The organism is Rhizobium sp. SG741 (assembly GCF_012275435.1).
GTDB classification, from domain to species: Bacteria; Pseudomonadota; Alphaproteobacteria; order Rhizobiales; family Rhizobiaceae; genus Rhizobium; species Rhizobium lusitanum.
In genome coordinates this window covers 954,057-968,976 of record NZ_JAAZQP010000001.1, presented here as the reverse complement: position 1 = coordinate 968,976, position 14,920 = coordinate 954,057, and the positions used below count along the sequence as shown (strand labels likewise).

Sequence of the window (14,920 nt, the reverse complement as noted above, 5' to 3'; positions counted from 1 at the left end):
AGAGCGGGCGAAGGAGATCAAACGGGATTGTTCAGCGTATCGCAATCACTGAGCTTGCCGGAATCGAAGCCCTGCTTGAACCACTTCATGCGCTGCGCGGAAGTGCCGTGGTTGAAGCTATCCGGAACGACATAGCCCTGTGTGCGCTTTTGCAGCGTGTCGTCGCCGATCTGCTGGGCGGCGTTCAGTGCCTCCTCAAGGTCGCCTGCCTGCAAGATGCCCTTCTGCTGTGTGAACTTGCCCCAGATGCCGGCAAAGCAATCGGCCTGCAACTCGATGCGCACCGACATCTTGTTGGCATCCACCTCGTTCATGGTCCGGCGGGCCTGGTTGAACTTCGGCAGGATGCCGAGCAGATCCTGAACATGATGGCCGACCTCATGCGCAATGACATAGGCCTGAGCGAAATCGCCGGATGCACCGAATTGATCCTTCATCTGCTGGAAGAAGGCCATATCGAGATAGACCTTCTGATCGCTCGGGCAATAGAAGGGCCCGGTCGCGGCCGAAGCCTGTCCACAAGCCGAAGGGAAGCTGCCCGAGAACAGCACGAGCTTCGGATCGGTATAGGTCTGGCCCATCGATTTGAAAATGCCGGTCCAGGTATCCTCTGTATCGGCAAGAACAGTCGCGACGAATTGCTTCATCTCGTCATTGGCGGGCCGACCACTATTCCCGGTTGATGTGCTCTGCTGATATCCCGAGCCGCCGCCCAGCACGCCACTCTGCTGCAGCAGGCCCATGACATCGACGCCCATGGCTCTCAGCACGAGGAAGATCACCACCAGAACGATGATGGTGCGCAGGCTCAAACCGCCGCCGCCTATCCCGCCGCCGGGGAAGCGGAAGCCGCCGCCGCCACCGCCCATGGGCGATGAACCGCGTTCATCCTCGATATTGTCGGATTGCCGACGCCCCTTCCAATCCATGATTGCACCTCCTGGCGATGCCTTAAACCAATGTCCCTTAAAGCACTTATATATCCAGGAAGACGGGCAACACCAGTTGGCGAGCGACAGAACGTCAAGTTAAACCTCGGCGACGCCATATTTCTTTCGACAGCAGCCATAGAAGAACGATCGCAATAGCTGCGACGACGACGAGTGGCACAAATTCGTCGCCGCCGAAGGCTATCATGTTCATGATACGGCCCGGAAGGAACGTAAACACCCCCGCACCGACGATGCCGCCGAAGTAGAGGCTTCTGACGATGCGCTTATGCGCCCCAATATTGTGATTGCGAGCATTGGCGATCGCTCCCCAACAGCCAAAGAGAACCAATAGGGAGAGTAGATGAATGGGGCTGAAGCCATAGACCATGTTGATCTGGTGAATGAAGAAGCTCGATAGCGCCGTGACCAGCATGAGGCTCAGCCATATCTTGCCGAGCAATCGATGCCTCGAAGTCCCCTTTGGCTTCAGCAGAAGATAGGCGCCGAGCACGGCGGCCGGGATGACTGCCGCAACGTGAATCTGGATTGCGATCGAAGCATGAAGAAGCGGCTCGAAGGTCATGGCGGGATCCGGTTGAGTTTGTCGAGCCTTTCCGCGATATTGTTGTTCTCTCAATTGAAATTGCGCGAAAGAACGGGAAAATTTCGTGGATCACACCTTTCTGCAATCCACGCTTCGTGAATTGCAAGTCTTCCAGCGTTCGCCGCGATTCTGGGCAACCTTCGTCACGGTCGTCCTGATCTTTGCCCTGACCGGTCCCTACGACACATTCGCACGGCTGATGCCGGGCGCTCGGCTCGGCTATTGGCTGGCCCTTCATGCCATGGCTTGGTCGATAGCCATCGTCTTCTCCGTCATCGCCGAAATCCTCCTGCGCAAACGGGTGGCCAGCATGTTTGCCCGGATGATGACGGGCTCGATCATTGCAGCACTTCCGATCGGCTTCGGCATCGGGCTGATCGATCTGGCATTCTTCGGCACTGTGCCCACCGTGGCAGGCAGCCTGCGCCAATCGCTGACTTCGATACCGCTTTGCCTGCTCTTTTGCTTTTTGAGCTACCTGACCATGCATCGGCAAATCGCGGTGGCCGCCGAGCGACCAAGCAACGACGAGCCGGCAACCACCTCTATAAAGACATCGGAGATTCGCGCCCTGCCCTCGCAGGCACCGATCCTGTCGCGCCTGAAACCGGAAAATCGGGGAGCGCTCATACGGCTTGCCGTGCGGGATCACTATACCGAGGTCGTCACCAGCCGCGGCCGCGAGCTCGTCCTGCTGCGCTTCGGCGATGCGCTGAGGGAAATCGGCGATACCGAGGGCATGCGCCTGCATCGATCCCATTGGATTGCCGCCGACCATGTCGCCGGTTTGAAACGCGACAACGGCAAACTTTTCATCGTGACGCGCGACGGCATGGAAATGCCCGTGAGCCGCCCTTATGCCGATGCAGTCCGGCACCGTTTTGGCTAGCAATTGTCGGATTGCCGACGCTCCGCCAATCCATAGTCTATCTCCTGGTAACCCCCGTGGGCCTAGAGATAAATGAGTCCCGCCTTCTCCCGGATATATAAGGGTCGCCAAAACTTAGGAAAATTGGAAAGACCTCTTTTTGCGGTCGCAACCTTTGGTCAAAAAAATCAAAAGAACGCACGTCTACGTTCTTTAAATATGGCCGATTTACCCCTAATTATTCTCTCGCCCATATTCTTTACGTTGCAATCTTTGCACATGTAGACAACCGCACCTGCGTGTGTGGCGGCTGATAGACTTGTGCGGGCAACGTCCGGAATATCCGGGTATGAACGCGAAGGCGCCGAGGGTCTAATGAAGCGATCGATGAGTGTGTCTCTGCTGCTAATGGGAACAGCAGCGTTGACGGGCTGTGGCCAAAAGGAAGATACCGCACAAATATACAAGGACGCCGACGCCTGCATCGCGAGCGAAGCCTTTTCTGCCGACGAATGTCGATCCCAGTTTGCCGCAGCCGAAACTGAGCGCAAGCAGAATGCGCCCGCCTACGAGACGATGGCGAACTGCGAGAAGGAGTATGGTGCCGACAAGTGCCAACCAACAACCGGCGCCCATCAGGCAGGTACGGGCCACTTCATTCCATTGCTGGCCGGCTATCTCGTCGGCAGTGCTGCTGGAACGCTTGGCACCAAAGCGCTCTACCAGCCGCGTGGAAGTAGCGACTTTCGAACGGCGACCGGTCGCAGCCTCGCAAACGGCATGCTGCTTGGAAAGACAAACTATGCAGCAAAGAAAAAGGACGACGATATACAATCGTCATCTTCGGGTGGCGGCGGTGGCGGCCATAGTTTCTGGGGGTCGTCTTCCGAACGTTCGACGCGCTCGGCCGGCATGGTAGAGCGTGGCGGCTGGGGCTTTCGCGGCTTCCATCTTTCGGGTTAACGGGTGAGCGGATGAAACGCGTCGTCATGAACGAGCGACTGGATTGGAAGGCCGACGCCGAGGCTTGTGGCTTCACCATTCATTCCATGTATGGCCAACGCTATTGGGACGAACGGCACGCCTATGCCTTTACCCTTGAGGAAGTAGAGACGAGGCTGGAGGATCCTTCCGCCGAATTGCTGGAAATGTGTTACGCTGCCGTCGAGAAAATTGCCTCGGACGGTGAGTTGATGCACCGCATGGCCATTCCGCCCGCCTACCACGATGCAATATTACGCTCCTGGCGCAATCGCGAACATGATCTCTACGGCCGATTCGACCTCTCTTACGACGGAAACGATCCGGCAAAGCTGCTCGAATTCAATGCGGACACGCCGACCAGCCTGTTCGAAAGCGCGGTCTTCCAATGGCGCTGGCTGGAAGACATGAAGCAACGCGGCGAACTTCCGTCCTCAGCCGACCAGTTCAATTCCGTGCATGAACGTCTGATCGACGCGATACGCGTCCTTGCTGGACCGTCGCAGCGCATGCACTTCGCCGGCATGTTGGAATCCGAGGAAGACCTCGTGACGTTGAACTATCTTGTCGATTGCGCTGCACAGGCTGGCTGCAAGACAAAGCTGATCGCCATGCCCGATATCGGCGTCGACGACAAACATTGGCTAATTGATCTTCAAGACGAGCGCATCGACTGCATATTCAAGCTTTATCCGCTAGAAGACATGGTACGCGAGCCTTTCGGTCGCCATCTGCCGTTGACACCGACGCGAATAGTCGAGCCGCTTTGGAAACTGACGCTGTCCAACAAGGGGCTACTGCCCGTGCTGTGGGAAATGTTCCCCGGCCACGAAAATTTGCTGCCCGCCTATTTCGAGGACGATCTGCGCAGCAGCCATCTTGGGGACCGCTATGTCCGTAAACCGTTGCTATCCCGCGAGGGCGCGAATGTGACGCTCGTCAATTACGAAGCTGGTGGCGGTTTGTATCACGTCGAGGGCCCCTACGGAGAAGAGGGATATATAAGGCAGGCACTGCATCTGCTTCCCCGCTTCGGAGACGATTGGACCGTGATCGGATCCTGGATCGTCGCAGGCCAACCGGCGGGTATCGGTATTCGCGAGGACGATACGCCCATTACGCGCGATACCTCGCGCTTCGTCCCTCATTATATAGAGGACTAGTGATGATGAGCGGAACCGCCTGCTAATTCACCGCTCCATGAGGAGCGCATGCCGAATTCCTGTCGATTCCGCGATTTATGGGGTTCCGTTTGCAAATACATTTGCCTATAAGCCGCTTCTAGCCTGAAAAGACATGCCATGCGCCCCCGGCCGGTGATCTCCCACCCTGGCCGGTTTTTCGCGCAACAAAAAAACGGATGTGAGCCCATGCCGAAGCGCCAAGATATCAAATCGATCCTCATCATCGGCGCAGGACCGATTGTTATCGGCCAAGCTTGCGAATTCGACTATTCCGGCACACAGGCCTGCAAGGCGCTGAAGGAGGAAGGCTACCGCGTCATCCTCGTCAACTCCAATCCCGCGACGATCATGACCGACCCGGGCTTGGCGGATGCCACGTATGTCGAGCCGATCACGCCGGAAGTCGTCGCCAAGATCATCGCCAAGGAGCGCCCGGACGCCCTGCTGCCGACCATGGGCGGCCAGACCGCGCTCAACACAGCGCTGTCGCTGAAGCGCATGGGCGTGCTCGACCGTTACAATGTCGAGATGATCGGCGCCAAGCCGGCCGCGATCGACATGGCCGAAGACCGCGCCCTCTTCCGCGAAGCCATGGCGCGCATCGGTCTCGAAACGCCGCGCTCGATGCTGGCGAACGCCACCGACATCAAGGATACCGACCGCAAGACGCATGAAGCCGAGCGCACTAAGCTGAAGGCACAGCTTTCCGGTGCCGAGCTCGACAAGGCGCTCGACGAACTGGAAAACCAGTGGAACCTCGGCGAAAGCGACCGCAAGCAGCGTTACATGAGCCATGCCATGGCAATCGCCGCCCAGGCGATCGACCATGTCGGCCTGCCCGCCATCATCCGTCCTTCGTTCACGTTGGGCGGCACCGGCGGCGGCATTGCCTATAACCGCTCGGAATTCTTCGAAATCGTCGGCGGTGGCCTTGATGCCTCGCCGACCACCGAAGTGCTGGTCGAAGAATCGGTGCTCGGCTGGAAGGAATTCGAGATGGAAGTGGTCCGCGACACGGCGGATAACTGCATCATCATCTGCTCGATCGAAAACATCGATCCCATGGGCGTCCACACCGGCGATTCGATCACGGTTGCTCCGGCGCTGACGCTGACGGACAAAGAATATCAGATCATGCGCAACGCCTCGATCGCGGTGCTGCGTGAGATCGGCGTCGAAACCGGCGGCTCGAACGTGCAGTTCGCGGTCAATCCGAAGGACGGCCGCCTCGTCGTCATCGAAATGAACCCGCGCGTGTCGCGCTCTTCCGCCCTCGCATCGAAGGCCACCGGCTTCCCGATCGCCAAGATCGCAGCCAAGCTGGCCATCGGCTATACGCTCGACGAATTGGAAAACGACATTACCGGTGGTGCAACCCCGGCATCCTTCGAGCCCTCGATCGACTATGTCGTCACCAAAATCCCGCGTTTTGCCTTCGAGAAGTTCCCAGGCGCCTCGCCGGTTCTGACCACAGCGATGAAGTCGGTCGGCGAAGTCATGGCGATCGGCCGCACCTTTGCCGAATCGCTGCAGAAGGCGCTGCGCGGCCTCGAAACCGGCCTGACCGGCCTTGACGAGATCGAAATCCCCGGCACAGAAGAGGGTGAAGGAAACCGCAACGCCATCCGCGCCGCCATCGGAACACCGACACCGGACCGTCTGCGCATGGTTGCTCAGGCGCTGCGCCTCGGCCTGACGCCGGAAGAAGTGCACGAAGGCTGCAAGATCGACCCCTGGTTCATCGCGCAGTTCAAAAGCATCGTCGACATGGAAGCCCGCATCCGCGAGCATGGCATGCCGGAAGATGCGACCAATCTGCGCATGCTGAAGGCGATGGGCTTTTCCGACGCGCGTCTCGCGACGCTGACCGGCAAGCGGCCGAAGGAAGTGGCGGAGCTTCGCAACAAGCTGAACGTGCGCCCGGTCTTCAAGCGCATCGATACCTGCGCCGCCGAGTTCGCGTCGCCCACTGCTTACATGTATTCGACCTATGAGACGCCTTTCGTTGGTACCGCGCGCTCGGAAGCACAGGTCTCCGACCGCAAGAAGGTCGTCATCCTCGGCGGCGGCCCGAACCGTATCGGCCAGGGCATCGAGTTCGACTATTGCTGCTGCCACGCCGCCTTCGCCCTGAAGGATGCCGGCTATGAAGCGATCATGATCAACTGCAATCCGGAAACGGTCTCGACCGACTACGACACCTCGGATCGTCTCTATTTCGAGCCGCTGACGGCCGAAGACGTGATCGAAATCCTGAAAGCGGAGCAGGAAAATGGCGAAGTTGTCGGCGTCATCGTCCAGTTCGGCGGCCAGACCCCACTGAAGCTTGCCGAAGCGCTCGAAAAGAACGGCATTCCAATCCTCGGCACGGCGCCTGACGCCATCGACCTTGCCGAAGACCGCGACCGCTTCCAGAAGCTGCTGATGAAGCTCGATCTCAACCAGCCGAACAACGGCATCGCCTATTCGGTCGAGCAGGCCCGCCTCGTCGCGTCGGAAATCGGCTTCCCGCTGGTCGTGCGCCCGTCCTACGTTCTCGGCGGCCGCGCCATGCAGATCATTCATTCGGAAGGCATGTTGCAAACCTATCTTCTCGACACGGTCCCCGAACTGGTGCCGGAAGACATTAAGCAGCGCTATCCGAACGACAAGACCGGCCAGATCAACACGCTGCTCGGCAAGAACCCGCTCCTGTTCGACAGCTATCTTGCCAACGCCATCGAAGTCGACGTCGACTGCCTGTCCGACGGCACCGACGTTTACGTCGCCGGCATCATGGAACATATCGAAGAAGCCGGCATCCACTCCGGCGACAGTGCCTGCTCGCTGCCGCCACGCACGCTGTCGTCTGCCATGATCGACGAATTGGAACGCCAAGCGAAGGCCATGGCCAAGGCGCTGAATGTCGGCGGTCTGATGAACGTCCAGTTCGCCATCAAGGACGGCACGGTCTACGTGCTCGAAGTCAACCCACGCGCCTCGCGCACGGTGCCTTTCGTCGCCAAGACCATCGGCGCGCCGATCGCCAAGATCGCCGCCCGCGTCATGGCCGGCGAAAAGCTGGATGCGGTGTTTGCCGCCTATGGCGAAAAGCCCGATCCGCGCAAGCTGAAGCACATCGCCGTCAAGGAAGCCGTCTTCCCCTTCGCGCGCTTCCCCGGCGTCGACATCCTGCTCGGACCGGAAATGCGCTCGACCGGCGAAGTCATCGGCCTGGATACCGATTTTGCTCTGGCCTTCGCCAAGTCCCAGCTCGGCGCCGGCGTCGAATTGCCGCGCGACGGGACAGTCTTCGTCTCGGTCCGCGACGACGACAAGCCGCGCGTCCTGCCCGCCATCCGCATGCTGACGGAACAGGGCTTCAAGGTGCTCGCAACCGGCGGAACCCAGCGCTTCCTCGCCGAGAATGGCATTGAAGCAACCAAGATCAACAAGGTGCTGGAAGGCCGCCCGCATATCGAGGACGCCATCCGCAATCGCCAGGTCCAGCTCGTCATCAATACGACCGACAGCAACAAAGCGATCTCGGATTCGAAATCGCTTCGCCGGGCGACATTGATGCAGAAGGTGCCCTACTACACCACCATGGCCGGCGCCGAAGCCGCCGCCATGGCGATCAAGGCCCTGAAGGCCGGGAACCTCGAAGTGCGGCCGCTGCAGAGCTATTTCTAAGGACGAATTTCCGTCACGACGAATGCGGATACAATAGCCGGATCACATTCGTCGCGGCGCGGAATGGCCATCGCGATGATCGGTGAAGAAGCCTCATGGCCGATTTCCGGGCACCCGGCCTTGGCATGCGAAGACGTGGAGTAGGCTCCCATAAGTCATCGAATTTTCTGGAAATCGGCTGTCGCAATCTGCTATAGATGACAAAATATTGGCTCTACATGGTTCCGAAGTACCGCTTCGGAACCTGTTTTCTTTTGTGTGTGCGGAAGAGCAGCGCAGGGAGTGAAGGACAAGGCAAATGGTTGAAAAGGTACCGATGACACAGAACGGGTTCGTCAAGCTGCAGGAAGAACTGCGCTGGCGTCAGCAGGAAGAGCGCCCGAGAATCATCGAGGCAATTGCGGAAGCGCGCGCCCATGGCGACCTCTCCGAAAATGCCGAGTACCATGCCGCCAAGGAAGCACAGAGCCACAATGAAGGCCGCATCGGCGAGCTTGAAGACCTGACGGCACGCGCCGAAGTCATCGACCTCTCCAAGATGTCCGGCTCGAAGATCAAGTTCGGCGCCAAGGTGAAGCTCGTCGACGAGGACACCGAGGAAGAGAAGATCTATCAGATCGTCGGCGACCAGGAAGCCGACGTGAAGGCCGGCCGCATTTCCATATCCTCGCCGATCGCCCGCGCCCTGATCGGCAAGGAAGTCGGCGATTCCATCGAGGTCAATGCACCCGGCGGCGCCAAGGCTTACGGAATCCTCTCCGTCACCTGGGGCTAATCAGCCCCGTGCGCGATCGCGATTCAACGCATGCGAGCGATCTCCGCGAGATCGAGATCGTCGCGACGAATTTCAAACGCCGGCTCTCCGGCGTTACCTCCACGATCGTGCAGCTGATCCCCAAGCAGATCGAGCTAGGCTATCACATCGCAACGCTCGGCCCCGGTCTGCCGGCGGATCTGCCCAAGCTCGGCTGGATCAGGCTTTTCGGCCTCTGGACCAAGCCGCGCCGGCATCGCGTGCGTGTCTGGCATGCCCGCCGCAACAACGAGATGCTGGTCGGCCTGCTGCTGCGCTCCGTTCTGCGCATGCCGTTGAAGCTGGTGTTCACCTCGGCGGCCCAGCGCCGCCATACCGGCTATACGCGCTGGCTCATCCGCCGCATGGACGCCGTCATCGCCACCAGCACCCGCTCCGGCAGTTTCCTGCATGTGCCGCACACAGTTATCCAGCACGGCATCGATCTCAATCGCTTTCATCCACCGGAAACTCCTGACGACCGCATGGCCGCCACGGGCCTGCCCGGCACCTATCTCATCGGCTGCTTCGGCCGCGTCCGCCATCAGAAGGGCACCGATCTCTTCGTCAAGGCGATGATCGAGCTTCTGCCGCGCTATCCGGATTGGACCGCCGTCATCTGCGGCCGGGTGACTGCCGAACATCGCGGCTTCGGCGATGAATTGGTGAAGCTGGTGAGCGACGCCGGCCTTGCCGATCGTATCCGTTTTCTCGGCGAAGTCGACGATATCAAGCCCTGGTATCGCCGAGCGACCCTCTACGTCGCCCCTTCCCGGAACGAGGGTTTCGGCTTGACGCCGCTCGAAGCCATGGCGTCCCGCACCGTGGTTGTCGCCTCGGATGCCGGCGCCTATGCGGAGCTGATCGTTCCGGGCGAAACCGGTGCCGTCGTCCCCGCCGGCGATGGTGAAGCGCTGACCAGGGCTATCGACTTCTATCTTGCCAATCCGGAGGAGACGCTTCGTCAGGGCGAAAACGCCGTGCGTCACGTGCGCAGCGAATTCGCGCTGGAAAAGGAAGCGACTGCCATTGGCGATGTCTATCGACGGCTGCTCATCGCCAACGATTGAACGGGCAGGCTAGCGGCTGAGATCGATATGATAACGTTCAATGAAGTCGATCATCGAACGATCTTCCACCATATCTTCCTCGATGCTTTTGACAATGGACAGAACCTTGTCCCGGTATTTCGTCGCGCTGCTGTCGTAAGCCCATCCCCGCCCAAGCTTCTCCATCAGCTCCTGTCTAGATTTCGTATAGTAATGATTGAGCTGCAGGAACCGGTTCGAATAGAACTCGGGCGACTTCCGCGCCCGCCGCGTGAAGCGCTGGCCGGCATCGTTGGCCGTCAGATCCCCGTAAGCTCGCGTCTGGAACTGGTGAACGCTGACCTCAGTCACTTCACATGGATCGACGATGCACTTGAAATTGCTGACATTTTCCTTACGCGTCATCGGATCGGCGCCACGCTGCGTGTAGTTCAGCGTCAAGGGCCCGTCAGGAGGCGCCTCATGGCCGCTGGTGGCGAACATGTGCCATGGCAGCGAAACATTCGGAAAATCGCCGACGGCCTCCAACGCCTGTTCGACCGTGCGCGCCTGTTTCGGCAACAGGAACTCATCGACATCGATGAAAGCCATCCAGCGGTAATAACAGCCGAAATTGAGGATGGCGTGCGCGAAGACGATGACCTGGCCGTTCAGAATCGTTGATGTCGCCGTATCGCGCATCCGCCCGGCCCAGGGGATAATCGTTAGCGTGTCCTCATTCAGGAGGCTGCGAAGGAGCGCGCAGGTGTCGTCCGTGGAGCCGTTATCATAGATGTAGAAGTGGCGAATGCCGACGGCCCGATGGAAGCGCACCCATTCCTCGATATAGCGCACCTCGTTCTTGACGCATGCGGCAATCGCAACACCATGGCGCCCTGCCCGTGGCTCGGGCGGATCGATGGTCAGTTTCTTGGCATCGGAGCCCTTGGGTTTCAGCCAGCGCATCAGCCTCTTTCTCTGCAACGGAACGATGCGTTGCTAGCAATCAACGGCTTGCATTGGCAAGCCCCGAGCTGAACAGTCCTGGCGGAACGACCAAAGGGATTTCAGCGTCTCAAGGCAGATTCAGGTGTTCGGCCTTGCAGCAAACCTGTCGTCATAACCGAAATCATACTTCAGCAGCGCCGAAACAGGCGAATAATTGATGAACGAAACACCGCGTTCCCCAGCGATTTGCCGGGCGAATACGAGATGCTCGACAATACGATCTTCGGCCCGTGCTATGCCTGAGAAAGCAGTGTCGCGGCCGGTCTCATAAAAGCGAGGTTCGCTCGCATTGGAAATATCGATACCCAGAAAGCCGATCGTCTTTGGCGTGCAATACAAGGCAAATTGCAGCGCAGACACCGCGACCGAGCCGCCAAGGAAAACGCCGCGATCCGGTGAGAGCGAGAAACCGGCTGAACCGGTTGCATCCAGACGCACATATTGGAGCTGCCTGATGTCGTCGAGGGTGCGGCGCCGTGTGCCATAGGGTTTGTAAATGTTATCGATCAGAATGATCGTCTTGTCCGCCAGCCAGCCTTTGTCGCTCTCGCAAAGCGCACGCAGGACGGCAATGGAGAACAAGCAAAGCGAGCCGGGCGCGATCTTCTTCCGCATCATTTCGATATGCCGCCAGACGAAGCGCTCGTCCTCGATCGCTATGGCGAGCGGCTCGGCGATCCGGTCGCCGATGAGCCCGATGGCGCCGTTCAGCAGAATGGCGCTACCGGATTCCAGTCCGCTTAGATCACAATCGCGAATCGATGGCCCCGAGCCGACAATATAGATCTGCTCGCCAGAGCGCTCACGCAGCTGATCCGGACCGGCGAGGCCGGCGACCCTGGAGCCACGATAGAGCACTTCGCTCACATTTTGGCTGCGAACGATGCTAAGCCCGGGAAACCAATCCTGCACGTGAGCCAGCGAACCGCCCAGCACGAGGCGCACGCCGGACTTGATGAGCGATCGGTGCCACGGGCGATCCGCCATCCGTCCTAAAGCTCCACCAACCCAAGCTTCTTGACCTGCCGAATGGTCAGCATCGTACGCACCGTATCGACGTGCTCATTCGCCGTCAGAACCTCGATAACGAAATCCTGGAACCTGGTGAGGTTTTCCGCGACGCAATGCAGCAGGAAATCGCTGTCGCCGGAAACCATCCACGCCTGCCGCACCAGCGGCCATTCCGCGGTAGCGCCGGCAAAGGCCTTGAGATTGGCCTCGGATTGATGCTTGAGACCGACCATGCAGAAGGCAACGAGATCGAAGCCAAGCTTCGGGCTGTTCAGCATGGCATGATAGCCTTCGATGATGCCGGCTTCCTCCAGCTTCCGCACCCGGCGCAGACAGGGCGGCGCGGAAATGCCGACTCGATCGGCCAGCTCGACATTCGTCATCCGCCCGTCCCGCTGAAGCTCCCGCAGGATCTTGATATCGATGGCATCGAGTTCAGCGCGAAGCACTTTATGGCCTTTCTTTAATTCCCCTTCGCCAGCTTCTATATAAGGCAGGAAAATTCGCAAGAAAGTTTCTCTGGCGTAACCGATTCTTACACAAAGCAGATTTGCTCTGTTAGTAATGCAAGGCTGCCCTTGAATAAATGCATGCGGCAATCATAAATGGACCGGCGGATCGTGAAATCGCCTGCTTTTCCCGTTTGAAGCCGCGGTTTCCCAAGCGCTGAAATTGAAAGGACTGACTATGCCTGCCCGCCACACGAAGGTGCTCATTATCGGCTCCGGCCCAGCCGGCTATACCGCCGCTGTCTATGCTGCGCGCGCAATGCTGCAGCCGGTCCTGATTGCCGGCCTGGAACAGGGCGGCCAGCTGATGATCACGACCGATGTCGAAAACTATCCGGGCTTTGCCGACCCGATCCAGGGACCCTGGCTGATGGAGCAGATGCTGCAGCAGGCGCAGCATGTCGGCGCCGAGATCGTCAATGACCTCGTGACCGAGGTCGACACCAATCAGCGTCCTTTCCTCGCCCGCACAGACAGCGGCCAGGTCTGGACCGCCGACACACTCATCATCGCTACCGGCGCCAAGGCGAAGTGGCTCGGCATCGAGAGCGAACAGCACTTCCAGGGCTTCGGCGTTTCCGCCTGCGCCACCTGCGACGGCTTCTTCTATCGCAACAAGGACGTGATCGTGGTCGGCGGCGGCAATAGCGCCGTCGAGGAAGCGCTCTATCTTTCCAACATCACCAAGTCGGTGACCTTGGTACACCGCCGCGATTCCTTCCGCGCCGAAAAGATCCTGCAGGAACGCCTGTTCGCCAAGCCGAACGTGAAGGTTCTCTGGAACACCGAAGTCGCTGAAATCACGGGCACGCCGGCCAAGCCGCCGATGCCGCCATCGGTTTCAGGCGCACGCCTGCGCGATACGCGCACCGGTGCCGTCACCGATGTGGCGATCGACGGCATTTTCGTCGCCATCGGCCATGCGCCGGCGACCGAGCTTTTCAAGGGCAAATTGAAGCTCAAGGACAATGGCTACCTCTGGACCGCACCGGATTCGACGGCGACCAGCCTCGAAGGCATCTATGCCGCCGGCGACGTGACCGACGATACGTTCCGACAGGCGATCACCGCAGCGGGGATGGGCTGCATGGCCGCGCTTGAGGCGGAACGTTACTTGACTGGGCATATGCCCGTCGCCGTGGCTGCGGAGTGAGGCAGCCGATGAGGGGAAGCGGCATGCCATTGGACTGGGACAAGCTGCGTATTTTTCACGCGGCTGCCGAAGCGGGATCGTTCACGCATGCGGCGGATAAACTGCATCTGTCCCAATCCGCCATCAGTCGGCAGGTCAGCGCACTGGAGCAGGATGTCGGCATCAAGCTCTTCCATCGCCATGCGCGCGGCCTCATTCTGACCGAACAAGGAGAGTTGCTCTACCGCACCGCACATGATGTTCTGCTGAAGCTCGAGACGGTCAAGATGCAACTGACCGAAACGACCGACAAGCCGAGCGGCAAGCTGCGCGTGACGACGACGGTCGGCCTTGGCCAGGGCTGGCTGACCGACAAGATCCAGGAATTCCTGCAGCTCTATCCGGATATGCAGATCCAGCTCATCCTCGACAACGAGGAGCTGGACGTGAACATGCGCCATGCGGATTGCGCCATCCGCCTGCGGCAGCCGCAGCAGTCGGACCTGATCCAGCGCAAGCTCTTCACCGTGCATATGCACGTCTATGCGGCCCCCTCCTACATCAATCGCCACGGCGAGCCGCAATCGGTCGAGGATCTGGACGAGCATCGCATCATCAGCTTCGGCGAGCCGGCGCCGAATTACCTGCTCGACGTCAACTGGCTGGAGATCGCCGGACGCTCTTCCGACAACAAGCGCATACCGCATCTGCAGATCAACAGCCAGACCTCGATCAAGCGTGCCTGCCTGCTCGGCATCGGCATCGCCGTGCTGCCCGACTACATCGTCGGCCGGGATCCAGGCCTGATTCAACTTGCGATCAATGCGGATGTCCCGTCCTTCGATACATATTTCTGCTATCCTGACGAGATGAAAAATGCGGCTAAGCTCAAGGTTTTCCGAGATTTTATCGTCGCCAAGGCCCGGAACTGGAATTTCTAGATAAGGGTAAACTACTGATAACAAACTCTTTTTGAGACTAATATATCAGCCGCGCGTATGATGCATAGCTGATATGCACAAAATAGAGTTGAAGCCTGCCCATTTAACTACCATATCGCACATAGCTGATGCACACGGTGGCTTTTCCTCCCAGTTCCACCGCATTGGCTGTTCCCCTCTGGAGGTTTTTGACCTTCATACCTATAGGGCCCTGGTTTACTCCGGTGGCCCTTTTTTTTGCCTTTTTGGCGCTGACC

13 protein-coding genes are annotated in these 14,920 nt (G+C 59.1%); 8 read left to right on the top strand and 5 right to left on the bottom strand.

The genetic code is table 11. The annotated features are described in order from the left end of the window. Positions 1 to 17: 17 nt before the first annotated feature. Positions 18 to 929 carry a neutral zinc metallopeptidase gene (locus FHT29_RS04910; protein ID WP_037194604.1) on the bottom strand — a complete coding sequence of 304 codons (912 nt, stop codon included), beginning with the start codon at positions 927 to 929 and terminating at the stop codon, positions 18 to 20. Positions 930 to 1,023: 94 nt separating this feature from the next. After that, positions 1,024 to 1,515, bottom strand: coding sequence for a DUF2306 domain-containing protein (locus FHT29_RS04905; RefSeq protein WP_047562753.1), 492 nt, complete (start codon positions 1,513 to 1,515; stop codon positions 1,024 to 1,026). Between the two features lie 85 nt (positions 1,516 to 1,600). Between FHT29_RS04905 and FHT29_RS04900 the strand changes: the two genes are divergently transcribed. The 6 genes from FHT29_RS04900 (at position 1,601) to FHT29_RS04875 (ending at position 10,104) form a co-directional block, all read left to right on the top strand. Further along, on the top strand, positions 1,601 to 2,425 hold the full coding sequence (locus tag FHT29_RS04900; protein ID WP_168599247.1) for a LytTR family transcriptional regulator DNA-binding domain-containing protein: 825 nt from the start codon (positions 1,601 to 1,603) through the stop codon (positions 2,423 to 2,425). 366 nt (positions 2,426 to 2,791) lie between these two features. Beyond that, positions 2,792 to 3,367, top strand: a complete 576-nt coding sequence (locus tag FHT29_RS04895) for a DUF1190 domain-containing protein (protein ID WP_162693675.1) — start codon at positions 2,792 to 2,794, stop codon at positions 3,365 to 3,367. Positions 3,368 to 3,378: 11 nt separating this feature from the next. After that, a complete protein-coding gene (locus FHT29_RS04890; protein ID WP_092577277.1) occupies positions 3,379 to 4,548 on the top strand; it encodes a glutathionylspermidine synthase family protein in 1,170 nt (389 codons plus the stop codon). A gap of 207 nt (positions 4,549 to 4,755) precedes the next feature. After that, on the top strand, positions 4,756 to 8,241 hold the full coding sequence (gene carB / locus FHT29_RS04885) for a carbamoyl-phosphate synthase large subunit (RefSeq protein WP_168599246.1): 3,486 nt from the start codon (positions 4,756 to 4,758) through the stop codon (positions 8,239 to 8,241). A gap of 298 nt (positions 8,242 to 8,539) precedes the next feature. Then, positions 8,540 to 9,016 carry a transcription elongation factor GreA gene (gene greA / locus FHT29_RS04880; RefSeq protein WP_034504116.1) on the top strand — a complete coding sequence of 159 codons (477 nt, stop codon included), beginning with the start codon at positions 8,540 to 8,542 and terminating at the stop codon, positions 9,014 to 9,016. 8 nt (positions 9,017 to 9,024) lie between these two features. Further along, positions 9,025 to 10,104 (top strand): glycosyltransferase family 4 protein, encoded by a 1,080-nt coding sequence (locus FHT29_RS04875; protein ID WP_047562744.1) that lies wholly within the window; start codon positions 9,025 to 9,027, stop codon positions 10,102 to 10,104. A gap of 9 nt (positions 10,105 to 10,113) precedes the next feature. Here the strand turns inward: FHT29_RS04875 and FHT29_RS04870 are convergent, their stop codons facing one another. From FHT29_RS04870 to FHT29_RS04860, 3 genes are all read right to left on the bottom strand, one after another. Continuing rightward, a complete protein-coding gene (locus tag FHT29_RS04870; protein ID WP_168599245.1) occupies positions 10,114 to 11,028 on the bottom strand; it encodes a glycosyltransferase family 92 protein in 915 nt (304 codons plus the stop codon). 120 nt (positions 11,029 to 11,148) lie between these two features. Continuing rightward, the gene (locus tag FHT29_RS04865) at positions 11,149 to 12,057 is read right to left on the bottom strand and encodes a glycosyl transferase (protein WP_047562741.1); all 909 of its coding nucleotides are present in this window, start codon (positions 12,055 to 12,057) and stop codon (positions 11,149 to 11,151) included. 5 nt (positions 12,058 to 12,062) lie between these two features. Further along, positions 12,063 to 12,530, bottom strand: coding sequence for an Lrp/AsnC family transcriptional regulator (locus tag FHT29_RS04860; protein WP_037194623.1), 468 nt, complete (start codon positions 12,528 to 12,530; stop codon positions 12,063 to 12,065). 238 nt (positions 12,531 to 12,768) lie between these two features. Between FHT29_RS04860 and trxB the strand changes: the two genes are divergently transcribed. Together trxB and FHT29_RS04850 are read left to right on the top strand one after the other, a co-directional pair. Beyond that, positions 12,769 to 13,743 carry a thioredoxin-disulfide reductase gene (gene trxB, locus FHT29_RS04855; RefSeq protein ID WP_037194627.1) on the top strand — a complete coding sequence of 325 codons (975 nt, stop codon included), beginning with the start codon at positions 12,769 to 12,771 and terminating at the stop codon, positions 13,741 to 13,743. A gap of 23 nt (positions 13,744 to 13,766) precedes the next feature. After that, complete coding sequence (locus FHT29_RS04850; protein ID WP_004116399.1) at positions 13,767 to 14,663, top strand: LysR family transcriptional regulator VtlR; 897 nt, start codon at positions 13,767 to 13,769, stop codon at positions 14,661 to 14,663. Positions 14,664 to 14,920: the final 257 nt, after the last annotated feature.

Bases quoted from the DNA above. Each gene is read 5' to 3' on its own strand.
- FHT29_RS04910 (WP_037194604.1), bottom strand. From the start codon at position 929: ATGGATTGGAAGGGGCGTCGGCAATCCGACAATATCGAGGATGAACGC.
- FHT29_RS04905 (WP_047562753.1), bottom strand. From the start codon at position 1,515: ATGACCTTCGAGCCGCTTCTTCATGCTTCGATCGCAATCCAGATTCAC.
- FHT29_RS04895 (WP_162693675.1), top strand. From the start codon at position 2,792: ATGAGTGTGTCTCTGCTGCTAATGGGAACAGCAGCGTTGACGGGCTGT.
- FHT29_RS04890 (WP_092577277.1), top strand. From the start codon at position 3,379: ATGAAACGCGTCGTCATGAACGAGCGACTGGATTGGAAGGCCGACGCC.
- carB (WP_168599246.1), top strand. From the start codon at position 4,756: ATGCCGAAGCGCCAAGATATCAAATCGATCCTCATCATCGGCGCAGGA.
- greA (WP_034504116.1), top strand. From the start codon at position 8,540: ATGGTTGAAAAGGTACCGATGACACAGAACGGGTTCGTCAAGCTGCAG.
- FHT29_RS04870 (WP_168599245.1), bottom strand. From the start codon at position 11,028: ATGCGCTGGCTGAAACCCAAGGGCTCCGATGCCAAGAAACTGACCATC.
- FHT29_RS04865 (WP_047562741.1), bottom strand. From the start codon at position 12,057: ATGGCGGATCGCCCGTGGCACCGATCGCTCATCAAGTCCGGCGTGCGC.
- trxB (WP_037194627.1), top strand. From the start codon at position 12,769: ATGCCTGCCCGCCACACGAAGGTGCTCATTATCGGCTCCGGCCCAGCC.
- FHT29_RS04850 (WP_004116399.1), top strand. From the start codon at position 13,767: ATGCCATTGGACTGGGACAAGCTGCGTATTTTTCACGCGGCTGCCGAA.